The organism is Phyllobacterium sp. UNC302MFCol5.2 (assembly GCF_000686005.1).
Taxonomy (GTDB): domain Bacteria; phylum Pseudomonadota; class Alphaproteobacteria; order Rhizobiales; family Rhizobiaceae; genus Phyllobacterium; species Phyllobacterium pellucidum.
The window spans coordinates 165,056-187,067 of sequence record NZ_JMLL01000011.1 but is presented as its reverse complement, the minus strand read 5'-3'; the positions used below and the strand labels follow the sequence as shown (position 1 = coordinate 187,067).

Here is a 22,012-nt window from a genome sequence, read left to right as displayed (position 1 = left end):
CTTGAAATTACTCGAAACGAACCATGGCGCCGAAGCTTGCCAATATCTTTCTCCTCCCGATATTGGCAGCGTCGCTTTCGGCGCGTAGCATCCAGTCTATCGGACGAAACCACGGCCGGTATGTCAAGCAATTCATGGGGTTCGTGAATATTTTTGACAGAGCGACTGTGAACAAACCCACTATGCCTTCGGCTTTAGTATAGGTTTGTTCGCACCACCAAGCATCAGAGGCAGTTTCATGGTCAAGCAAGCAAATCATGGCGGAAAGCCAAAGTCCTGGACGGAATCAGCATCCTTGCTGGTCGATGTCGCGATGGGCCGCAAACATGCCGATCTCGTGGTGCGTAATGGTCGCCTCGTCAGCGTTTATTCCGGTGAAATCATTGCAGGCATGGATATAGCCGTCGCCGCCGGCCGGTTCGCGTTTGTCGGGCACGGTGTCGAGCACTGTATCGGACCGAAGACGAAGGTGGTGGATGCGGGCGGGCGCTACCTCGTCCCTGGTCTTTGTGATGCGCACATGCACGTCGAAAGCGGCATGGTGACGGTGACCGAATTCACCCGCGCCGTCATACCCCATGGCACGACCTCGATGTTCATCGATCCGCACGAGATTGCCAATGTGCTCGGGCTCGAAGGCGTGCGCCTCATGCATGACGAAGCGCTCGCGATGCCGATCAACGTCCACGTGCAGATGCCGAGCTGCGTTCCGTCAGCCCCGGGCCTCGAAAATGCAGGCGCTGCCATCAGTCCGCACGATATCGAAGAAGCCATGACCTGGCCGAATATCATCGGTCTCGGCGAGGTGATGAATTTTCCAGGCGTCGCCAGCAACAATGCCACCATGCGCGGCGGCATCGATGCGACCATGAACGCCGGGAAAACGGTGGGCGGCCATTTCGCCTCGCCCGAGCTTGGACGGGCTTTCCACGGCTATGTCGCGGGTGGCCCGGAGGACGATCATGAAGGAACGCGCATGGACGATGCAATTGCGCGCGTACGCCAGGGCATGCGCGCCATGCTGCGGCTTGGCTCTGCCTGGTATGACGTTGCCAGCCAGATCAAGGCAGTGACCGAGCAGGGGCTCGATCCGCGCAATTTCATTCTTTGCACCGATGACAGCCATTCGGGAACGCTGGTGCATGAAGGTCATATGGACCGCGTCGTCCGCCATGCGATCACGCAGGGCCTGAAGCCGGTGACTGCGATTCAGATGGCAACGTTGAACACCGCCCAGCATTTCCGCCTTGAGCGCGAGATTGGCTCAATCACCCCGGGACGCCTTGCGGATTTCCTCATCGTTTCGGACCTTGCCAATCTGACGATCGACCGCGTCTATGCGCGCGGCAGGCATGTGGCCGAAAAAGGCAAGCTCCTCGCCGAGATCCCGCCATACAACTATCCGGCGTTCGCAAAGAACACGATCAAGCTCGGCAAGAAGCTTGCGGCGAAAGACTTTGACATCAAGGCGCCGAAGCCCGCAAAGCATGTCACGGCCCGGGTGATTGGAGTGATCGAGAACCAGGCGCCGACACGTGCGCTTGAAGCCGATCTTACCGTCTCCGACGATATCGTGCAGATGGACCGGCGCAACGATGTGTGCCAGATCGCGCTGGTCGAGCGCCATCGCGGTACCGGCGCAGTGGTCAACGGTTTCGTTTCAGGCTTCGGCTATACGCTTGATTGCGCTATGGCATCCACGGTTGCACATGACAGCCACCACATGATCGTCGTCGGTACGAACAAGGAAGACATGGCCAAGGCTGCCAATCGGCTCGGCCAGGTCGGCGGCGGCGTGGTGCTGTTCTCGAAGGGGCGCGAACTGGCGCTGGTCGAGATGCCGATTGCCGGCCTGATGTCGGATCAGCGGGCCGAGGTCGTTGCCGAGCAGGCGGACAAACTGGTCAAGGCCATGCGCGCCATGGGCTGCAGCCTCAACAACGCCTATATGCAGCATTCCTTGCTCGCTCTCGTCGTGATACCGGAATTGCGTATTTCCGATGTCGGCATTATCGACGTCAGGACATTCGAGAAGGTTGACCTGTTCCTATGACTGCATTCATCAAGGCCGTGGAGCGCGCGGCGGAAAAAATGCGCGTCCTTTTTCCAGAAACGCCGCTGCAACTCAATCACTATTTGTCCCATAAGTATGGTGCGCAGATCTGGCTTAAACGCGAGGACCTGTCGCCGGTTCGCTCCTATAAGATCAGGGGCGCGTTCAATTTCATCGCGCATTACCTGAACGAGCACAAAGGCGAAGACACCAGCTTTGTCTGCGCCTCCGCGGGCAATCATGCGCAAGGCTTCGCTTTTATCTGCCGGAATTTCGGCAAGAAGGGCGTCGTGTTCATGCCGGTGACGACACCGCAGCAGAAGATCGACAAGACGCGTACCTTCGGCGGCGAATTTATCGAGATCCGCCTTGTCGGCGACATATTCGACCAATGCTATGTCGCCGCGCAGGATTATGCCGCCGAAACGGGTGCCGTCATGGTGCCGCCATTCGACCACAACGATATCATCACCGGACAGGCGACGGTCGCGTTCGAGATTGCCCATCAGCTACCGGACAAGCGCAAGCCGGATTTGATGATCCTCCCCGTCGGCGGGGGTGGCTTATCTGGCGGCGTTACCCGCTATCTCGGCGAACTCGGCTGGGAAACGCGCTTTCGTTTCGTTGAGCCGGCTGGCGCGCCGAGCCTCAAGCGGAGTCTCGAGGCGGGCAAGCGCGTCAAGCTCGACACCGTCGACAATTTTGTCGACGGCGCTGCAGTGGCCGAGATCGGGCGCGAAAATTTCAAGATTCTCAAAGGCTTCACAGCGGACGCTGTGACTTTGATTCCGGAGAACCGCCTGAGTTCGACGATCCTCGAAATGCTCAATATCGAAGGCATCGTACTGGAGCCGGCCGGTGCGCTCGCCATCGACTCGCTCAAGGACTTCAAGAAGAGCGAACTCAAGGGGAAGCGGATCATCCTCGTGGTTTCAGGCAGCAACTTCGATTTCGAGCGGCTTCCGGAACTGAAGGAGCGATCGCTGCGCTATGAAGGTCTGAAGAAGTATTTCATCTTCCGTTTTCCGCAGCGGCCCGGCGCATTGCGCTCCTTTCTCGATCTTCTCGGGCCTGAGGATGACGTCGCGCGCTTCGAATATCTGAAGAAATCGGCACGAAACTTCGGCTCGGTACTGATTGGCATCGAGACCAAGAACAAGGTCAATTTCGATATTCTGTTCAAACGCTTCGATGAGGCGGGCTGGGCCTATCAGGATATTACCGACAATGAGGCGATTGCCGGACTGATCATCTGATGACGACCTATATCGTCCTGTTCCGTGGCGTGGGCGGAGCAACCTTGTTGCCCGTCAAGCCGCTGAAGGACGCGCTGGTCGATGCCGGCTTCGACAAGGTCGCCACCTATATCAATACGGGCAATGTCGTTTTGGTGTCGGAGCTTCAGCGGCAAACCATCTTGCAAAGAGTGGCGTCTATCGCACTGGAAAACTTTGCGTTCTCCAAGGCAATCATGATCCTCGACCGGCAGGAATGGTCGAGCCTCATTGCCGGCAATCCGTTCCCGCAGCACACGGCCGAGGGCAACAAACTCCACGCGTTCATTCTGGAGAAGGAGCCTGAAAAGGAGGCGGTCCAGGCTCTTGAGCGGAAGGCGGCGGGGTTGCCGGAACAATTCAAAATTCTGGGCAAGGTCCTTTACTACTATCCGCCGCAGGGGGCATCGCAGTCGAAACTGCATGGCAAAATCGAATCGACGCTGAAGGTTGCCGCGACGGCGCGCAATTGGAATACAGTGCTGAAATTGGGGGATCTGGCCGAGCGGCTGGAGGGGGAAACGCAATGACGGTCTATATCGCGCTGTTTCGCGGGATCAATGTCGGGGGCAACAAGCTTGTCAAAATGGAGACGTTGCGCAGCGCGCTGGAGGAGGCGGGTCTGGCGGACGTGAAGACGTATATTCAGAGCGGCAATGTCGTCTTCAAATCGAACCAGACGGCAGCGCGTATCGAAAAGATGATTGCGGATCTCTTTCCAAAGACGTTTGGCTTTGAGTCTCGCGTCTCGCTTCGCAGCATCGACGAATGGAATTGCATGGTCGCGAGGAATCCCTATCCGCAGGCCAAGGAAAACCCGAAATCGCTGCATGCAGTAATCCTTGATAGCGAACCGACAGACGCTGCCCTTATAGAGCTTGAGACGAGGGCACGCGGTTCCGAAAGCTTCACCGTCAGCAATCGCGTGCTCTATCTCTATACGCCCGACGGTTTCGGCACCTCGAAGCTGGCGGAAGCACTCGACAAGGTCTTGAAAGTGCCGTTGACGGCGCGCAACTGGCGCACGGTTCTGACGCTTCAGGAGATGGCAGGCGCCATCTGAGCCCGAGCGAGCGAATCCTCCAGCGTCCGGAAAATGCGCGGGTCGGAACATTGCGCAACATTGAAGCGCATGTAGGCATTTGCTCCGGGCGAGGGACTGAACACCTGCCCGGGTGCGAAGATCACGCCTTCGGTTAGCCCGTACTGCGCGACTGCCGCCGCATCCGCACCTTGCGGCAGCTTGCACCACACGAACATGCCGCCGCGCGGTTCGATCCACGGCGTAACGCCCATGGATTTCAACCGGGAGAGGGTTTCACCCATGCTGCGCGCTAGGCGCGTGCGCAACCCATCGATGTGCTTGCGATAGCCGCCATCCTTGAGCATCAGGTAGACCAGTTCCGCGGAAATGCGGCCAGCGCCGAAGGAGGTCGCGACACGCAGGTCCACCAGAGCCTCGACCCAATCACGGCGCGCAGCGACGAAGCCACAGCGCACCGATGCGGATAGCGACTTCGAGAAGCTGCCGATGTGGATCACCCGTTCGAGACCGTCGAATGCGGCAAGACGGGGAGCGGACTCGTGCTCGAAATCGGCAAAGATATCGTCCTCGACGATGGTCAGGCCGTATTGCTCGGCAAGCTTCAGCAGGCGGTGGGCGACGACTGGCGAGAGGGTCGCTCCGGTGGGATTGTGCAATGCCGCGTTGGTGATGTAGAGGCGCGGCCTGTTCGCCTCGAGTGCAGCGGCAAAGCGTTCAAGATCGGGACCCGACGGCGTAAAGGGCACGCCTATGATCCTGGCACGGTGCGCTTTGAGCAGGGCGTGAAAGTTGAAGTAGCAGGGATCGTCCACAATAACCGCATCGCCGGGTTCGATCAGAAACCGGCAGATCAAATCGATCGCCTGCGTACCTGACTCTGTCAGCATGATCTGGTCCGGTGCGGCCTCGATCCCATGGTCGGCCATGCGGCGCGAAAGCAGTTGCCGCAGGGGATGCAGCCCGAGAGGTGAGGCGTAATCGGTAAGGGCCGAAGTCTCGCCCCGTGCCAGTGTCCGCAAGGCCCGGCGAATGCCGTCCTCGGGCATCCATTCGGCGGGAAGCCAGCCGCAGCCGGGCTTTGCCACGTCCTCGCCAGCCTCAAGCGACAGGCGCGACACCCATAGCGGGTCGATGGCACGGTCGAGGCGCGGGCCAATTTCTGTCAGGCTGAGCGGCGGCAGATGGCCGGCTATGTAGAAGCCCGAGCCTCTCCGCGACTGGATGGCACCTTCCGCGGTGAGCCGGTCATAGGCCTCGACAACTGTCGATTTCGAAACGCCCATTGTGGCTGCAAAGCTGCGAATCGATGGCAGCTTGGCTCCCGGTGCGAGCGTGCGCCGCATCACCCGCTGACGGATCTCGTCCATCACCCGTTCGACCAGCGTGCCCCGCGGGCCCGCAATATGCGTGGTTATATCCATCTGTACTGCACTTGTATCCATTACAGTTTGACGAAATTGTACCGGACCGTCTCTGGAAAATCCATCCTTCAGACGTCAGAAAGCCGACACAAATGCAGGCAGTGGGAATCAATATGGACAAGATGGCGAGCGGCTGGATCAACGGCTTCGTGGGCGTACTTATCTTCAGCGGATCGCTGCCGGCGACCCGCGCGGCCGTATCCGGGTTCGATCCGATCTTTCTGACGGGGGCCCGGGCGACCATCGCGGCACTCCTGGGCTTGGCGCTGCTTCTCGCCTTTCGCGAAAAGCGTCCTGACAAGGCCGATCTCATTTCGCTTGTCGTGACCGCGCTTGGCGTCGTCGTCGGCTTTCCACTGTTGACCGCGCTGGCGCTCCGTCATGTCACGTCCGCGCATTCGATCGTCTTTGTCGGCCTTCTGCCGCTCGCAACCGCCATCTTTGCAGTCTGGCGCGGCGGCGAGCGGGTACGCCCGCTGTTCTGGTTGTTTTCCTGCCTCGGCAGCCTGCTCGTCGTCGGTTTTGCTCTCACTCAGAACGTCAGGGCATCGCTCGTTGGCGATCTTTTGATGTTCACAGCAATCGTCGTGTGCGGTCTTGGTTATGCCGAAGGAGCCAAACTGTCGCGCCGCCTTGGCGGCTGGCAGGTTATATGCTGGGCGCTTGTCATCTCGCTGCCAGTCATGTTGCCGCTGACGCTATATGTCATGCCCGGCGAGTGGCAGGGGATAAGCGGGCCTGCCTGGTTCGGTCTATTTTATGTCTCCCTGTTCTCGATGCTGATCGGCTTCATCTTCTGGTATCGCGGACTTGCGCAGGGCGGCATTGCCGCAGTCGGGCAACTGCAACTGCTGCAGCCTTTCTTCGGCCTTGTCCTTGCGGCAACCCTGCTGGGCGAGCATGTCGGGTGGCCGATGATCCTGGCAACGGTCGGCGTGATCGCCTGCGTTGTCGGCGCCAAGCGCTTTGCCCGATAGGTTGGACAGATTTTCTATTCCTGTGGGCCCACGCGCAAACTTATCCTTTGCCAGGGCCGCATCGACCGGTTATCGCCTGACGCACTCCTGTGTTCTGAATGCTGCACCCTCGATGAATGCCCTGGCTGATTACCTGAAGCGATTCCTGCCTCCGCTTGCCCCCGTGAGCGGCATGGAGCGCTTGCGCGCCTGCATCGGCGCGTTCCTCGGCATACTCGCAACCGGCATCGTCAGCGAGGCCGCCCTGGGCCCGACCTCCAGCGTTCCCTTGCTCATCGCGCCAATGGGCGCCTCGGCGGTGCTTCTCTTTGCCGTTCCGTCCAGTCCGCTGGCACAGCCCTGGTCGATCCTGTGCGGCAACATACTCGCCTGCCTGATCGGCGTGACCTGCGCGATCTGGGTCCCCGATCCTGTCATTGCATCGGCCGCTGCCATAGGCGCGGCGATTGCCGTCATGATGCTGACGAAATCGCTGCATCCGCCAAGCGGAGCGGTTGCGCTGACTGCCGTATTGGGTGGGCCTGTCGTCCATGATCTCGGCTACAGCTTCGTCATCTGGCCGGTGGGGCTGAACTCGCTTCTGCTGCTCGTCATCGCCATCGCCTACAACAATCTGACGGGCCGGCGCTATCCGCATCTGGCGCCACCGGCGGCCAAGAATATCCACGATACCGCCGATCCAATTCCGTCGGAGCGCATTGGATTTACGCCCGGCGATCTTCGATTTGCGCTAGGCCAGCACGACGAACTGATCGATGTGAGCCCGGACGATCTCGATTCCATCCTGCATCGGGCGCAAATGCACGCCTATCATCGCCGCTTCGGCGAGATACGCTGTGAGGATATCATGTCAAGCGACGTGGTGAGCGTCGCGCCCGAGACGTCCGTACGGCGCGCCTTTGCCCTGTTGCGCCGGCATCGGATAAAGGCACTGCCCGTCGTCAATAGCGAGGGCAGGCTGATCGGTATCGTGACGCAAACGGATTTCATGCAGCGCGCCGCCTGGCCGTCCCGAACCGCGCTTAGACCGGGCATTGTCGGCAAGTTTGGCAGCATTATCGGCGTCGCCCAAAAACAGCCGCGCGTGGTTGCGGACATCATGACGGCGCCGGTTCAGTTTGTCAGACCCGACACGCTTGTCACGGAACTCGTGCCGGCGATGGCCGATCGCGGCCTCCATCATTTGCCGGTCGCCGATGCGGAAGGGCACGTGTTGGGCATCGTTACCCAATCCGACCTTATCGCTGCGCTCTACGCGCGCAATCTCAACGACAGGCAGAAGCCCGAACCGCTTTCACTTGCCGGCTAACCGGCGCCGCAGACACTGTTTTTGCGCCGCACAATAATTCATTTGCATTTTCGCGCGATAAGGCCCATATGCGGTTCAGGCGCTTGGGCCGGTTTGATCCGGTCTTCCAGAATTTGGACTTGTGGCGTCTTCAGTCCCATCCGCAAAAGGCGATGGGCACGGCTGCGCAAGTCGCTTGGGCCCGCCAATTCGGCGGTGCTTCCCTCCGCGTCTCGTCGTTCATCCATAAATTGTGCATGCAGGTTGCGCCCTGCGATGCGTTTGTGACCCGCGAAGATTCGCGCCGGTCAGTGAAAGAAGATTGAATTGAACACTCCAGAAACAAACGGCTTTGCGGCAATGGGCCTGAACGTGGTCCTTCTCAAGGCCATCGAAGCGGCCGGCATGGCAGAGCCGAAACCAATCCAGGAACAGGCTATTCCGGCACAGGTGTCCGGCAAGGATATTCTCGGCATCGCCCAGACGGGTTCGGGCAAGACGGCTGCCTTCAGCCTGCCGATCCTGCAGAAGATCATGGGTCTTGGCGACAAGCGCAAGGGCAAGACTGCCCGTGCCCTCATTCTCGCCCCGACCCGCGAGCTTGCCGTGCAGATCGAGGAAACGATCCGCAAGCTCTCGAAGGGCGCGCATATTTCGACAGCGCTTGTTCTCGGCGGCGTCTCGCGCATATCCCAGATCAAGAAGATGCAGCCGGGCGTCGACGTGCTTATAGCAACGCCGGGCCGCTTGACCGATCTCGTGCGTGAAAACTGCATCGATCTTTCGGAGACGCGTTGGCTCGTCCTCGATGAAGCCGACCGCATGCTCGACATGGGTTTCATCAACGATGTGAAGCGCATCGCCAAGGGCACGCATCGCGACCGCCAGACCGCGCTTTTCTCGGCAACGATGCCCCAGGAAGTCGCCACGCTGGCCCAGGGCCTGTTGCGCGACCCGGTTCGCGTCGAAGTCGCGCCGCAGGGCACGACCGCGGCCGAGATCAAGCAGGTGGTACACGCCATTCCGACGAAGCAGAAAAAGCAGGTTCTTTCGGCAATGCTGAAGGACGAGGCGCTGGCTTCGGTCATCGTCTTCACCCGTACCAAGCACGGCGCGGATGCGGTAACGCGCGTCCTCGAGAAGGACGGCTATGAAGTTGCCGCCATTCACGGCAACAAGTCGCAGAATGCCCGCCAGCGGGCGTTGAACGGCTTCAAGGACGGTTCCGTTCGCATTCTCGTTGCGACCGATATCGCGGCGCGCGGCATTGACGTCGTCGGCATCAGCCATGTCATCAATTTCGACCTGCCGGATGAGCCCGAGAGCTACGTTCACCGCATTGGCCGTACCGGGCGTAACGGCGCATCGGGTTCGGCGATTACGCTTTACGATCCGGCCGAAGAGAGCGTCAAGCTGAAGGCCGTCGAGCGGGTCACGCGCATGCGTTTGCCGATGGCCGATTCGCCGGTTGATCTTTCGAGCCTGCCGGCCCGTGCTGCCAATAGCGACCAGCGTCCGCCGCGCCGCGAAGGCGGCAGCGGTGCTCCGGGCAAGAAGCCGCATCGCGGTCAGGCAGCTAGCAAGCCGCGCGAGGCGCGTGGTGAGAAGATCTGGAGCAATGATGGTGGCGCCCCGGCGCAAAAGCGTCCGTTCCGCCGCAACAAGCGCCGCAGCTTTGGCGCCAAGGCTGCCTGAGCGTAGCGTCTGAAACTTATAAGGGCCGCCGGCATAAACGTGCCGGCGGCCATTCTTTTTCCTGGCATCCTGCAGCGTAATCAGACAATTCACGTGGCTGATTGAATTCTGCGCTTGAACGGCCCGCCCGGGACAAATAGGTTCAAGCCCTGCAGATTGAAGGACTTGTGCCATGCTGAATTCAGTGATCGACGCGATCGGCAACACGCCGCTCATCCGCCTCAAGAAAGCCTCCGATCTCACTGGCTGCGAAATCTACGGCAAGGCGGAATTTCTCAATCCGGGGCAATCGGTGAAGGATCGCGCGGCACTCTACATCATTCGCGACGCGGAAAGGCGCGGCCTGCTTCGTCCGGGCGGCGTGATCGTCGAAGGGACCGCCGGTAATACCGGTATCGGGCTCACCATGGTGGCCAAGGCGCTCGGCTATCGCACAGTCATCGTCATCCCCGAAACGCAAAGCGAGGAAAAGAAGGACGCCCTTCGCCTCCTTGGTGCCGAACTCGTTGAAGTGCCGGCAGTCCCTTACCGCAATCCGAACAATTACGTGAAGGTTTCCGGGCGCTTGGCGGAGCAGATGGCGAAGTCCGAGCCGAACGGTGCGGTGTGGGCCAACCAGTTCGACAATGTGATCAACCGTCAGGCGCACGTGGAAACCACCGCACCGGAAATATGGCGCGACACCAACGGCAAGGTCGACGCATTCATTTGCGCGGTCGGATCAGGTGGCACGCTTGCCGGGGTGGCGGAAGGGCTGAAGGGGCGCGACCCGTCGATCAAGATAGGGCTTGCCGATCCGCTCGGCGCTGCGCTGTTCTCCTATTATACCACCGGCGAGTTCAAGGCAGAGGGCAACTCGATTACCGAGGGCATCGGACAGGGGCGGGTGACGGCCAATCTTGAAGGCTTCAAGCCTGATTTTTCCTATCAGATTCCGGATGCAGAAGCTCTCGACGTGGTCTTCGATCTCGTGCAGGAAGAGGGGCTTTGCCTCGGCGGCTCATCGGGGATCAACATTGCCGGCGCCATCCGCATGGCGCGCGATCTTGGCCCGGAGCATATCATCGTCACGGTGCTGTGCGACTATGGCAACCGCTATCAGTCGAAGATGTTCAATCCCGAATTCTTGCGATCCAAGGACCTGCCGGTGCCGGCGTGGATGGAAACCAAGTCCGACATTTCCGTTCCATTCGAGAATTCATAATGGCTTACGATACCACGATCCTGTTTCGTGACGATTCCTACCTCGAGGAAATTGAGGCGACGGTTGTCAGCGTCAACGAGCGCGGCGGCATTCTTACGGACCGGACGGTCTTCTATGCTACCTCGGGCGGCCAGCCCGGCGATACCGGCGCCTTCATCCGGCCCGACGGATCGAGCATCGCCATCGCCGCAACCGTGACGGGCGAAACCAAGGAAGAGATCATCCATGTGCCGGCTGCAGAGCAGCCTGTGCCGGCAATCGGCGAGAAGCTCTTGCTTCGCATCGATTGGGACCGCCGCTACAGGCTGATGCGCATGCATACGGCCTGCCATCTCTTGAGTGTCGTCTGCCCGTTTCCCATCACAGGAGCTGCGGTCAGCGAAGACGACAGCCGCGTCGACTTCGATTTGCCGGAAGCGGGGGTCACGCGCGAGGGCGTAACGGCCAAGTTGATGGAACTGGTGAACGCCAATCATCCGGTGTTCACCCGCTGGATTACCGACGAGGAACTGGCGGCAAATCCCGGCCTGATCAAGTCGAAGAACGTCCGTCCGCCCATGGGCACGGGACGTATCCGGCTGGTGTGCATCGGCAAGGACGCGGTGATCGATTCGCAGCCCTGCGGCGGAACCCATGTAGCGACCACCGGCGAGGTCGGAGCAATCCATATCGGCAAAATCGAAAAGAAGGGCAAGGAGAACCGGCGTTTTCGCATCAGGTTCGGCGCCTTGCCGGAGGGAGAGTGACGTGTCGGAAAAAAGCGCCTTTGTCGTTTCGCCGGACTGGCTTGAGGAGCGCCTCGATCAGCCCGGCTTGAGCATCCTCGATGCGTCCTGGTACTTTCCGTTCCAGAACCGCGATGCCAAGGCCGAGTATGAGGCAGCCCACATTCCGGGCGCTGTTTTCTTCGACCATGAGCAGTTGTCGGATCCGGGTTCCGCCCTGCCGCATACTTTCCCGAAGCCGGAAGCCTTTGCGGCTGCCGTCAGCAGCATGGGCATTACCAATGAGGACACGATCGTCGTCTATGATGGGCCCGGCATGTACACGTCGCCCCGGGTGTGGTGGATGTTCCGCACCATGGGCGCGAAGAAAGTCTTCGTGCTCGATGGCGGCTTCGACAATTGGAAGGCTTCGGGCCGCCCGGTCACGGACGCGGTGACCAAGATCGCGCCCTCTGCATTCGTGGAAAAGTTCGATGCCGGCAAGGTCGCAAGTTTCCAGCAGATGCGACAGATCGTCGATAGCGGCTCGCGTCAGATTGCCGATGCGCGTTCCGCCGGCCGCTTCGTCGGGACCGATCCGGAACCACGTCCAGGCCTGCGCTCCGGCCACATGCCGGGCGCCCGCAGCGTACCCTCATCGAGCCTTGCCGATAAGGGTTACCTCAAGGACCTCAACGGGTTGCGGCATGTCCTTGACGAGGCCGGCGTCGACTTGTCCCGTCCGATCGTGACGAGTTGCGGTTCGGGGATCACCGCAGCGGTTATCACCCTTGCGCTCGAATCGCTCGGCCACAAGGACAATCTGCTTTATGATGGCTCGTGGTCGGAGTGGGGCGCCCACAAGGATACTCCGGTCGTAACGGGCGAAGCGTAAGCCATGGCCGACAATCCCAAACCCCGTATGCTGAAGACCCGGGTGACGCATCTCGAACTGACCGATCGCCCGACCCAATCCGTTCCGACGCCCGTCAGTTTCAAGCTGGCAATCATGCGGGCGACGAGGATTTCACTACCCTTCTACCGGTTCCTCTATGAGCAGGTAGGCAAGCCGCATCATTGGTCGGTCCACCGTCATCTCGATGACAAGGCGCTCGCCGCGATCATTCACCGCGACAATGTCGATATCCACGTTCTCTATGCCGATGGCTCTCCGGCCGGCTTCTTCGAGCTCGTCACCGGCGAGGAAGAAGGCGTCACGGAGATACTCTATTTCGGACTGATCCCGGAATTTCAGGGCCGCGGCCTTGCCAGGTTCTTTCTCAACGAGGCGATCTCGACGGCGTGGATGAGCGACCCGCAGAAGGTCATCATCGAAACCAATACGCTCGACAGCCCCCGTGCCTTGCAGATGTACCAGCGCATGGGATTTCATCCGGTCAGCTTCGCCGAGGCCGAAATCGAGGCGTGGGTTTAAGGCACCGCGTCATTCCGAAATGCTCTCCCTCATCCTCGGCCCTGGCCCGACGACCTTGGCGGAAGCCCACCGCACAGGACGAAGAACCGAGGGTTGCCACGTTCTAATAACCATACTGTGGAATTCGACGGGCACCGAATAGAGAAAACGCCAATACCCCCCTATGAACGCAAATAGATTCGTTCTGGGAGGTAAATATCTTGTCTATGCGCAGTGTCCTTTATTCCATGGTTACCATGGCCTTGCTGTCTGGTTGTGTCCCTTCCGAACTCTCGACGACCAAGGAAGGGTCGGGAAGCGCCAAGGTGTCCGCGAAAGCCGGGCAGGAAACCGGACTTGCCGGATTTTACAAAGTGAACGGTGATTGTTCAGGTCGAAACCCGGGCTCGTTGAAAGTCGTCACGGAACCTGCGCACGGAACGGTCAGAATCCAACGCTTCACAGGCAATCCGACCTATGCGTCCGGGCACTTTCTTGCCAAGTGCAATTCGCACAAGGTGCCGCAACTCGGACTGTTCTATAGACCGGCGCCCGGTTTCGTGGGGAGTGATCGGGTCGTCGTTGCAGCCAAGGCCGCGGGCAGCGATGTTTACGGCTACGTCACCTTCCACATCGAGGTCGCGAACTAGCCGGTCAACATCCGCATGAATCGGGTGGCTCGGCTCCCTCGTTCGGTGTCTTCTTGCTCCAACAAAGGAGACACCGATGAGCACGATCCGCTATATTGCCATGTCCACCACGCTCGCTCGCCACTACCAGCAGGGCGGAGCCGACGCCAATGGCCAGACACCCGAAACCTACCTATCTGACGGCGATGGCATGCCGTGCCGCCATTGCCTGCAGAACATTGCGGCAGGCGACAAATATCTGATCCTGTCGCATCGACCGTTTCCAGCGCCGCAACCTTACGCGGAAACAGGGCCGATCTTTCTCCATGCTGATCCATGCGAGCGGTACCCGGAAACAGAGGAGATGCCGGCGATGTTTCGCGAGACCAGCGACTACATCTTGCGCGGCTATTCCTGCCAGGACCGTATCGTCTATGGAACGGGCGGGGTAATCCGAACCGAGGCAATTGCCAGTCGCGCCGCGGAATTGCTGGCGCGAGACGATGTCGCCTATGTGCATATGCGCTCGGCGCGCAACAATTGCTTCCAGTGCCGGATCGAGCTGCCATGAAAAAAGCCCGGACACAGGTCCGGGCTCCTTGATAATGTTGCAGCGATGCGTCAGGCGGCGATGGCGGCCTTGGCTTCGACCATCTCCAGGCCCAGCGCTTCGGCAACGGCCTGGTTGGTGATCCGCCCCTTGTGGACGTTGAGGCCATTGCGCAGATGCGGGTTGTCGACCAGCGCCTTGACGCCACGGTCGGCCAACTGCAGGCCATATTGCAGTGTCGCATTGTTCAGCGCATGGGCTGAAGTGACCGGCACAGCGCCCGGCATGTTGGCGACGCAATAGTGGATGATCCCGTCGACTTCATAGGTCGGCTCGGAATGGGTGGTCGCATGCGATGTCTCGAAGCAGCCGCCCTGGTCGATGGCGACATCGACAATGACAGCACCCTTCTTCATGCCTGACAGCATTTCGCGGGTGACGAGCTTCGGCGCTGCGGCGCCCGGAATGAGCACGGCGCCGACGACGATATCCGCCGAGAAGACCTCTTCGTCGAGGGCTTCGATAGTCGAATAGCGCGTGTGGATACGGCCGCGGAAAAGGTCGTCGAGCTGGCGCAAACGCGGAATGGAGCGGTCGAGGATCGTGACATCAGCGCCAAGACCGGTCGCCATCATGGCCGCGTTGATGCCGACGACGCCGCCGCCGATGATCGTTACTTTGCCCGGAAGAACCCCCGGCACGCCGCCGAGAAGAACGCCGCGGCCGCCATTGGCCTTCTGCAGGGCCGTTGCACCCGCCTGTATCGCAAGACGGCCGGCGACCTCCGACATTGGCGCGAGCAGCGGCAGGCCGCCGCGATCATCCGTAACGGTCTCATAGGCTATCGCCGTCACACCGGATGCGAGGAGACCCTTGGTCTGTTCCGGATCGGGAGCGAGATGCAAATATGTGTAGAGAAGCTGACCCTCGCGCAGCTGCGCCCATTCGGAGGGCTGCGGCTCTTTCACTTTCACGATCATGTCGGATTGCTGAAAGACTTCTTCGGCAGTCTTGGCGATCTTCGCGCCTGCCGCCTGGTAGGCCCCGTCGTCGGCGCCTATTCCAATGCCAGCTCCGGACTGGACGATGACCGTGTGGCCATGAGCGATGTATTCGCGTACGGCCCCCGGAGTGAGACCGACGCGATATTCATGGTTTTTGATTTCCTTCGGGCAGCCAACGCGCATAACGCCTCCTGTAAGTGTTTTTGAGTTCCCTTTTGAGGCAAATATTTCACCACGAATCCTGTCGCATGTCCTTGCCAAGACGGCTCGACGGAAGGCAAAATTTCGAATATTCTTGCGCAACATCGGCAATTGAAAGCGGAAAGCGCGAAGAATGACATTGGACAGGATCGATATCGCGATTCTCGACAGCTTGCAGAAGGATGGACGCATGTCGAATGCGACGCTGGCGGAGAAGGTCGGCCTGTCGCAATCGGCCTGCTCGCGCCGGCTCGACCTTCTGGAGAAATCTGGCGTCATCCGCGGCTATCACGCACGGCTCTCCAACAAGATGCTCGGGCATCCGGTCATCGTCATCGTCAATATTTCGCTGTCGGGGCAGGCAGACAAGCAATTGCGGGAGTTCGAAACGGCGGTGAAACGCTGCCCCAATGTTCTTGTCTGCTATCTGATGTCGGGCGAATATGACTATCTGCTGCGGATCGCCGCGAAAGATCTCGAGGACTACGAGCGTATCCACAAATTCTGGCTTTCGGCGATGCCGCATGTAACGAAGATAAATTCGTCCTTTGCGCTGCGCGAAGTCGCGGACCGGACTGGGCTCGGGGTCGAGACCGCGCTGATCGAAATGACAGGCGAGCGCTAAGGCTTTGCTTCTACAGCTTTACGGAGCTTGGCAGGCGCCTTGGCATGCCAGGCCAATTTGATTCGATGGCCAAGTTCCGCATCCGAAATACGGCCGAGACGCATCAGGATATAGGGCCAGCCTTTATAGTGGTCGGTTTCGAAGTAGATTTCAGGGACACTCTCCATAAGGAGCGGCTTTTCCTCGAGCGGACAGTGGATGGCGAAGGTGTCGGCATCCTTGAGTCGACCGATGAACGACGTCTTTACTTTCAGGGAAGGTGTTCCATGCGTGGTGCTCTCAGCGAGTTCGGGCAATCCTAGCCCATTCGCCACGTTCCAGATGCGTTCGAACGCCTTATCCAGGCCGCTCTCAGTCATGACTTGTAGAAGACCTGGCGCACGTCGATGTATTCGGAGCGGAAGCCGGCCTCGCAATAGAACAGGTAGAACTCCCAGAGTTTCTTGAAACGGCCGTCGAAACCAAGGTGACGCAGGCGGTCCCACGAGTCCCAGAAGCGCTGGCGCCATTCAGCGAGCGTTCGCGCATAGTCCTGCGGGAACACGTGCTCGCGGTAAAGGTCGAGACCAAAATCCTTGCCGAGCCGCTTCAGCCTTTCAGGCGTCGGCAACATGCCGCCCGGAAAAACATAGCGCTGGATGAAATCCGGCCGCTTGCGGTAGCGATCGAACGATTTGTCGTTGATGGTGATGATCTGCAGGCCGGCGCTGCCGCCCGGCTTCAAACAGTCCTTCACCTTACCGAAGAATACCGGCCAATATTTTTCGCCCACCGCCTCGAACATCTCGATCGACGCGACATGGTCGTATTTGCCGGTCTCGTCGCGGTAATCCTGAAACTTGATGTCGACCTTGCCGGATAGCTTTGCGCGTTCGATGCGCTGGCGCGCATAGTCGTACTGTTCGCGGCTGATCGTGAGCCCGGTCACATGTGCGCCGATCTCACGCGCGGCAAATTCCGCGAATCCGCCCCAGCCACAGCCGATTTCCAGCACCCTGCTGCCGGGGGTAATGCCGATATTGCGGGCGAGGGCGCGATACTTGGCATTCTGGGCGCTTTCGAGGTCGGTGGCGTTTTCCGCAAACAGGGCCGACGAATAGGTCATCGTTGGATCGAGCCATTCGCGATAGAAGGCGTTGCCGAGGTCGTAATGCGCCGAGATATTCTTGCGCGAACGGCTGCGGGTATTGTCATTGAGCCAGTGCCGTAGCCGCTGCACCGTGTTGAGCATGAAATTCGAGCCGCCGGCAAGGTTTTCGCCGACCTCTTCATTGACGACGAAGAGTTCGAGGAAGGTCGCGACATCGGGGCTCTCCCAATCGCCGTCCATGTAGGACTCCGCAAGGCCTATCGTACCGCCCGAGAAGGCGCGGCCCGGCAGGTTCCAATTGTGAAGAATGACCGACGCATTTGGCCCGGCCTGCCGGCCGCCAACCTTGAACAATTGACCATTGGGGGTTGTGATCGCCAGCGTTCCGCGGGGCAGATGAACCGCGGCGCGAAGTGCAGCCTGAGCTTTGAGAGGGAGCCCCTTCAGCATGGCGCCGACATTTTCAGGCGTGAGCCACTTGGCATCGGGGGTGGCGATAGATGTTTGCTTCATGCCGTCGATCTTCCAATTGGCGGACTATTGGTTGGCCCATGTTATCAAACGTTTAAGTTGCATCCAGTGGTTCTAAAACGCAAGCGAGTGATGGGGCGTGTGAATGTAGTTCGCAAGCTACTCGTGTTTCTAAAGCGCTAATATCAACTCGCGCGAGCAAGGGATTGGCGCCTTTGAGCATAAAGGCGATGGGCCACAAGTATTCGACGGCAATTGACGTCATTCGAGCGTCTCTTAGCCGACATATGAACGTTGGCTTACGTTCGAATAGATCATCTCAATAGTACAAATGAAATAAAACGCGATTTGTTGTTGTTGATATTAGACTAAAGTATCATAATATTTTGCAATAAAGCTGTTAACTGATCATCTGAACTAATATATTCATCCGGTTTGTCGTTAATTTCTTAATTTTAGTCGCTTCAAATAAAATTGTGACAAAACTATTGCCGTACTCACGTAAACGGTAATTTAACTACCCCAATTAATAGGGGTCAAAATTTTTCATACGAATCTGATTTGAGGACACCACCAATGAGCACTAAAACACTACGCCTCGCTGCTGCCCTGTTCGTGGTCGCAGCCACTTCGTCGGCCGGCTCGGCGCTTGCTGCCAGCCAGACTTCGGAACTCAATGTTCGGCTTGAAATCCAATCCGGTTGTACCGCAAATCTGCTCGAGGGCGCGACGCTCGATTTCGGCCAGGTTGCCGGAACGCCGACAAACGACATTCAGCGTTCTGCTCGCGTCAGCGTATCCTGCAGTGGCTACAAGCCGGCAACGGGCCCTGCTGCCGTTGCTCCGACGCTCGGGCTTGGCTACGGTCTCCACGCGGACGGAAACCAGCGCAATGTGCAGAGCGGCACCAACAAGGTTCCTTATTCGCTCTACAAGAATGGCTACTACGGTGATGCCTGGGGTCTTGCCGGCACCGGGTCCGGTGGTCCGCTCACTATCAACAACCTGACCAATGATACGCCGCAGGAAGTGACGATCTATGGTGTGGTCAAGAAGAGCGACATAACCAGCAAACCGGTAGGCGTCTATACCGATACGGTACAGATCGTTCTGACCTACTAATCTCGTAAGCGGGCAGGGGGAATTCTCTTCCTGCTCGCATCGTTCTGTTCGGTCTATATCTCAGTCGCTGCAGTATTTCAGATTACTGAAGAACGCGTTTAATACAACGCATTTAATACATTGCATTTGTAGGTTATTTTTATTGATGTTGCGGTATAAGCTGCCATTCTTTTCTTTGATCAGCGTAGTTTGTCTGTGGTTGTCGATGTCAACCTGGGCCGCGGCGTCGTCGCTGACGGTCATGCCCATAAAGCTCGATATTTCTTCCCCGCAGGTCGCAAGCAAGCTTACGCTGACCAACGGCGACGATGAGGCGGTCAATATTCAGGTCCGGGTGTTCCGCTGGTCGACCGTCAGCGGTGTCGAGAAGCTTGACCCGACACCGGATGTGGTTGCCAGTCCTCCGGCCGCTAAAGTGCCCGCAGGGGGGCAATACGTCCTTCGCGTTGTTCGGGTCAGCAAAGCGCCCGTCATCGGCGAAGAGCGCTACCGTATCCTGATCGACGAGATTCCCGACCCGAGGAAAGCCAAGGCCGGTACGGTTGGTTTTTCGCTGCGTTTCTCGGTTCCCGTCTTTTTTCACAACAAGGATGCGCTTGACGCCAAGCTAAGCTGGAGCGTGAAACAGACCCTTAGGGGCCTGGTCGTGACTGGCTCCAATGCCGGCGATATCACCGCACGCATCTCCGATCTTAAGATTCTCTCGGGCGGCCGCGTGGTTGCCAGCAAGTCGGGCCTTGTCGGCTACGTGCAGGGCGGGTCTACCGCCGACTTCGCGTTGGGGCTGGTGAAGGGTCCGCTGCAGGGCAACGTGCAGATCCGGGCTCAAAGCGATAGGGGCGCAATCGATGCGACGGTTCCTATACGTAACTAGCTTTGCGATAGCCGGAACACTTGTATTTGATGCCATTGCCTCTGCTCAGCAGTCGACGCAAGGGGCGACGCCGGTCATCCCTGCTGCAACCGGTCTGCAACCGGGAATCCTGCAATCGCAAGCGACCCAGGAACTGCAACTCGAAGTCTTTATCAACGACGTTTCCACCGGTTTGCTCGGCGCTTTCGAGCAGGCGCGGGACGGCCATCTCAGTGCCAGGGCCAAAGAACTCAAGGAACTTGGCTTGCGTCCGCCGAACGGCACGAGGCCGGACGATTTAGTCAATCTGAACGAACTCGTCGGCGTTTCCTATCACGTCGTGAGCGAGACGCAGATGGTTTACATCGAGGCGGCGGATTCTGCGCGTTTGCCAAAAGTCATCGACGTCAATCCGACAGAAAAGCGGCAGCCTGCGACGGCGAGTACGGGAGCTGTCCTCAACTATTCGTTGTTCTCGAGCACCGACAACATGCTCGATGGTTCGTTCGATGCGTTTCGCGGCGTCTCCGGCGGCTTTGACGGGCGCATATTCAGTCGCTACGGCACGCTCAGCCAGTCTTTTACCGCCAGCCTGTCCGATGGCGAGCTTGGCGGCGTCGAGCGCCTAAATACGCTCTGGAGTTATTCGGACCAGAACCGCCTCGTCACCTACAAGGTTGGCGACTTCGTGTCGGGCGGTCTTTCGTGGACACGCCCCGTCTATCTCGGTGGCATGCAGGTGTCGCGAAACTTCCGCCTGCGTTCGGATCTGGTGACTTTGCCCATGCCGGGGTTCACCGGCTCGGCGGCCGTTCCATCGACACTCGAAGTCTACACGCGCAACGCCAAGACGTTTTCGATGGACGTACCCGCAGGCCCCTTCAGTCTGACCAACCTTCCGGCATATACGGGAAATGGCGACGCGCAGGTCGTGGTGCGTGACACGCTTGGACGTGAAACCCGGACATCTCTGCCATTCTACAGCACCGTCGACATGCTGAAACAAGGTCTCGTCGACTTCTCGGTCGAAGGGGGTTTTCCCCGGCGTAACTTCGGTACCGAATCGAACGACTATTTCGGCGATCCGGTCGGAAGCGCGACGGCGCGCTACGGCGCCACGGACAGACTTACGCTCCAATCCCATGTCGAGGGCGGAGCGGGTCTGATCAATGGTGGCGCCGGCGCTGTGTTTTCGGTAGGAAGCTTTGGTGCGCTTTCCTTGGCGGCTGCCGGCAGCCAGTACGAGGATGGCACAGGTATGCTCCTCAATGGTGGGCTGCAATTCGATATTGGTTCATACGGGCTTTATGGCAGCGTCCAGCAGACCTTTGGAAGCTATGACGACATTGCTTCGATCTCAGCCGATGACGGCGTCGATTTAAGCAGCAACGGCTACATATTTACCGGTTACACGCAAATCTACAGCCCGCGCGTACCGCGCCGGACCATCCAGGCTTCCTTAAGCGTTCCGACGCCGATCGAACGGGCAAGCCTCAACTTGTCCTTCACGCATATCGAGACTGATACGGGCGAGAAAAGCAGTATTGCCGGGATTTCCTACAGCCAAGCGATGTTCAAAAGCACTTCTTTCTATGCTTCGGCCTTCACCGACCTGAACGACAGCGACAGTTTCGGTATTTTCGCCGGCCTGTCGATCCCGTTCGACAATGGCATCGGTCTCAACACGGGCCTCGAGCAATCTCCTGACGGGCTGGCGGTAACGACGGCCCTGACGAAACAGGAGACGAAGCAAGAGGGCAGCTACGGCTGGAGCCTCAGGGACCGCGAGGGCGAGGCGGCAAATCGGTCGGCATCGGCAAGTTATCGATCGAAATATGCGCGAATCGAAGGTCAGGTGAATCAGTACGACGATACCGCACAGGGCAATCTTTGGGTTGATGGTGCGATCGCTGTCGCGGGCGGCGGAGTTTTCGCTACCAATCGCCTCGACGATGCCTTTGCCGTGGTCAAGGTTGGTGCTCCGGACGTCGAGGTTCGCTCGGACAATCGGGTGATCGGACGCACGAACAAGTCCGGCCGCATCATAGTTCCAAACCTGAATTCCTACGAAGAAAACCGTATCGATATCGATACGACCAATCTTCCAGTCGATGCTGCGATCGATTCGACGCGCACAATCGTCGTGCCGGCGCAGCAAAGCGGGGTCGTCGTCGATTTCGGCGTCAAGGAAGACCCCGAAGCGGCTGTCATTTCCTTCGTGAACGCGGCGGGCGAGCCGCTGGAAGCCGGGTTGGCCGGCAGTCTCAACGGAGCAGAAGATGCCTTTGTCGTCGGTTGACGGACAGGCTTTCATCAAGGGGCTCAAGGCCAATAACGCTGCGTCCATTCATATGGCGGATGGGGCAGTGTGCGCGGCAGAGTTTGAATACCG

At 59.0% G+C, this 22,012-nt stretch carries 21 protein-coding genes; 17 read left to right on the top strand and 4 right to left on the bottom strand.

Annotated features, from left to right (window positions below):
• Nucleotides 1-238: 238 nt before the first annotated feature.
• Genes ade through BR48_RS0112180 form a run of 4 tightly spaced genes read left to right on the top strand, consistent with a single transcriptional unit; the run spans nt 239 to nt 4,390 of the window.
• On the top strand, nt 239-2,053 hold the full coding sequence (gene ade / locus BR48_RS0112195) for an adenine deaminase (protein WP_027231549.1): 1,815 nt from the start codon (nt 239-241) through the stop codon (nt 2,051-2,053).
• A complete protein-coding gene (gene ilvA / locus BR48_RS0112190; RefSeq protein ID WP_027231548.1) occupies nt 2,050-3,309 on the top strand; it encodes a threonine ammonia-lyase IlvA in 1,260 nt (419 codons plus the stop codon). The genes ade and ilvA overlap by 4 nt, the downstream gene beginning before the upstream one ends.
• A complete protein-coding gene (locus tag BR48_RS0112185; RefSeq protein ID WP_027231547.1) occupies nt 3,309-3,857 on the top strand; it encodes a DUF1697 domain-containing protein in 549 nt (182 codons plus the stop codon). The genes ilvA and BR48_RS0112185 overlap by 1 nt, the downstream gene beginning before the upstream one ends.
• A complete protein-coding gene (locus BR48_RS0112180; protein WP_027231546.1) occupies nt 3,854-4,390 on the top strand; it encodes a DUF1697 domain-containing protein in 537 nt (178 codons plus the stop codon). The genes BR48_RS0112185 and BR48_RS0112180 overlap by 4 nt, the downstream gene beginning before the upstream one ends.
• Here BR48_RS0112180 and BR48_RS0112175 read toward each other — a convergent pair.
• A complete protein-coding gene (locus BR48_RS0112175) occupies nt 4,366-5,793 on the bottom strand; it encodes a PLP-dependent aminotransferase family protein (RefSeq protein ID WP_027231545.1) in 1,428 nt (475 codons plus the stop codon). The two genes, BR48_RS0112180 and BR48_RS0112175, sit on opposite strands and share 25 nt — an antisense overlap.
• Nucleotides 5,794-5,906: 113 nt before the next feature.
• Here BR48_RS0112175 and BR48_RS0112170 point away from each other — a divergent pair, with 113 nt between their 5' ends.
• The 9 genes from BR48_RS0112170 (at nt 5,907) to BR48_RS0112125 (ending at nt 14,275) form a co-directional block, all read left to right on the top strand.
• On the top strand, nt 5,907-6,770 hold the full coding sequence (locus BR48_RS0112170; RefSeq protein ID WP_027231544.1) for a DMT family transporter: 864 nt from the start codon (nt 5,907-5,909) through the stop codon (nt 6,768-6,770).
• Nucleotides 6,771-6,882: 112 nt separating this feature from the next.
• Entirely contained in the window at nt 6,883-8,079 is a 1,197-nt protein-coding gene (locus tag BR48_RS0112165) for an HPP family protein (RefSeq protein WP_027231543.1), read from the top strand.
• Between the two features lie 339 nt (nt 8,080-8,418).
• On the top strand, nt 8,419-9,753 hold the full coding sequence (locus BR48_RS0112155) for a DEAD/DEAH box helicase (RefSeq protein ID WP_051615001.1): 1,335 nt from the start codon (nt 8,419-8,421) through the stop codon (nt 9,751-9,753).
• A 172-nt stretch (nt 9,754-9,925) separates the two neighbouring features.
• On the top strand, nt 9,926-10,957 hold the full coding sequence (locus tag BR48_RS0112150; RefSeq protein ID WP_027231540.1) for a cysteine synthase A: 1,032 nt from the start codon (nt 9,926-9,928) through the stop codon (nt 10,955-10,957).
• Entirely contained in the window at nt 10,957-11,703 is a 747-nt protein-coding gene (locus BR48_RS0112145; RefSeq protein ID WP_027231539.1) for an alanyl-tRNA editing protein, read from the top strand. The genes BR48_RS0112150 and BR48_RS0112145 overlap by 1 nt, the downstream gene beginning before the upstream one ends.
• Before the next feature lies 1 nt (nt 11,704).
• Complete coding sequence (sseA, locus tag BR48_RS0112140; RefSeq protein ID WP_027231538.1) at nt 11,705-12,556, top strand: 3-mercaptopyruvate sulfurtransferase; 852 nt, start codon at nt 11,705-11,707, stop codon at nt 12,554-12,556.
• A gap of 3 nt (nt 12,557-12,559) precedes the next feature.
• Nucleotides 12,560-13,096, top strand: a complete 537-nt coding sequence (locus BR48_RS0112135; protein ID WP_036814320.1) for a GNAT family N-acetyltransferase — start codon at nt 12,560-12,562, stop codon at nt 13,094-13,096.
• Between the two features lie 200 nt (nt 13,097-13,296).
• Nucleotides 13,297-13,725, top strand: a complete 429-nt coding sequence (locus tag BR48_RS0112130) for a hypothetical protein (RefSeq protein ID WP_155810869.1) — start codon at nt 13,297-13,299, stop codon at nt 13,723-13,725.
• Between the two features lie 76 nt (nt 13,726-13,801).
• A complete protein-coding gene (locus BR48_RS0112125) occupies nt 13,802-14,275 on the top strand; it encodes a DUF1203 domain-containing protein (RefSeq protein WP_027231535.1) in 474 nt (157 codons plus the stop codon).
• A gap of 50 nt (nt 14,276-14,325) precedes the next feature.
• Here BR48_RS0112125 and ald read toward each other — a convergent pair whose 3' ends face one another.
• Nucleotides 14,326-15,441, bottom strand: a complete 1,116-nt coding sequence (gene ald / locus BR48_RS0112120) for an alanine dehydrogenase (protein ID WP_027231534.1) — start codon at nt 15,439-15,441, stop codon at nt 14,326-14,328.
• A 151-nt stretch (nt 15,442-15,592) separates the two neighbouring features.
• Between ald and BR48_RS0112115 the strand changes: the two genes are divergently transcribed.
• Nucleotides 15,593-16,084 carry an Lrp/AsnC family transcriptional regulator gene (locus tag BR48_RS0112115; protein ID WP_027231533.1) on the top strand — a complete coding sequence of 164 codons (492 nt, stop codon included), beginning with the start codon at nt 15,593-15,595 and terminating at the stop codon, nt 16,082-16,084.
• On the opposite strand, the gene BR48_RS0112110 is transcribed toward BR48_RS0112115, so the two are convergent.
• Nucleotides 16,081-16,443, bottom strand: coding sequence for a hypothetical protein (locus BR48_RS0112110; protein WP_027231532.1), 363 nt, complete (start codon nt 16,441-16,443; stop codon nt 16,081-16,083). The genes BR48_RS0112115 and BR48_RS0112110 overlap by 4 nt on opposite strands.
• Nucleotides 16,440-17,687, bottom strand: a complete 1,248-nt coding sequence (locus BR48_RS0112105; RefSeq protein WP_027231531.1) for a cyclopropane-fatty-acyl-phospholipid synthase family protein — start codon at nt 17,685-17,687, stop codon at nt 16,440-16,442. Before BR48_RS0112105 ends, BR48_RS0112110 begins: the two co-directional genes overlap by 4 nt.
• Nucleotides 17,688-18,221: 534 nt before the next feature.
• Between BR48_RS0112105 and BR48_RS0112100 the strand changes: the two genes are divergently transcribed.
• The 3 genes from BR48_RS0112100 to BR48_RS24465 all read left to right on the top strand — a co-directional run bounded on the left by BR48_RS0112100 (nt 18,222) and on the right by BR48_RS24465 (nt 21,919).
• Nucleotides 18,222-18,767, top strand: coding sequence for a spore coat protein U domain-containing protein (locus BR48_RS0112100; protein ID WP_027231530.1), 546 nt, complete (start codon nt 18,222-18,224; stop codon nt 18,765-18,767).
• A gap of 205 nt (nt 18,768-18,972) precedes the next feature.
• Nucleotides 18,973-19,641 carry a molecular chaperone gene (locus BR48_RS0112095; RefSeq protein WP_197030355.1) on the top strand — a complete coding sequence of 223 codons (669 nt, stop codon included), beginning with the start codon at nt 18,973-18,975 and terminating at the stop codon, nt 19,639-19,641.
• Nucleotides 19,616-21,919, top strand: a complete 2,304-nt coding sequence (locus BR48_RS24465; RefSeq protein WP_245273462.1) for a fimbria/pilus outer membrane usher protein — start codon at nt 19,616-19,618, stop codon at nt 21,917-21,919. Before BR48_RS0112095 ends, BR48_RS24465 begins: the two co-directional genes overlap by 26 nt.
• The last annotated feature ends 93 nt before the right edge of the window (nt 21,920-22,012 follow it).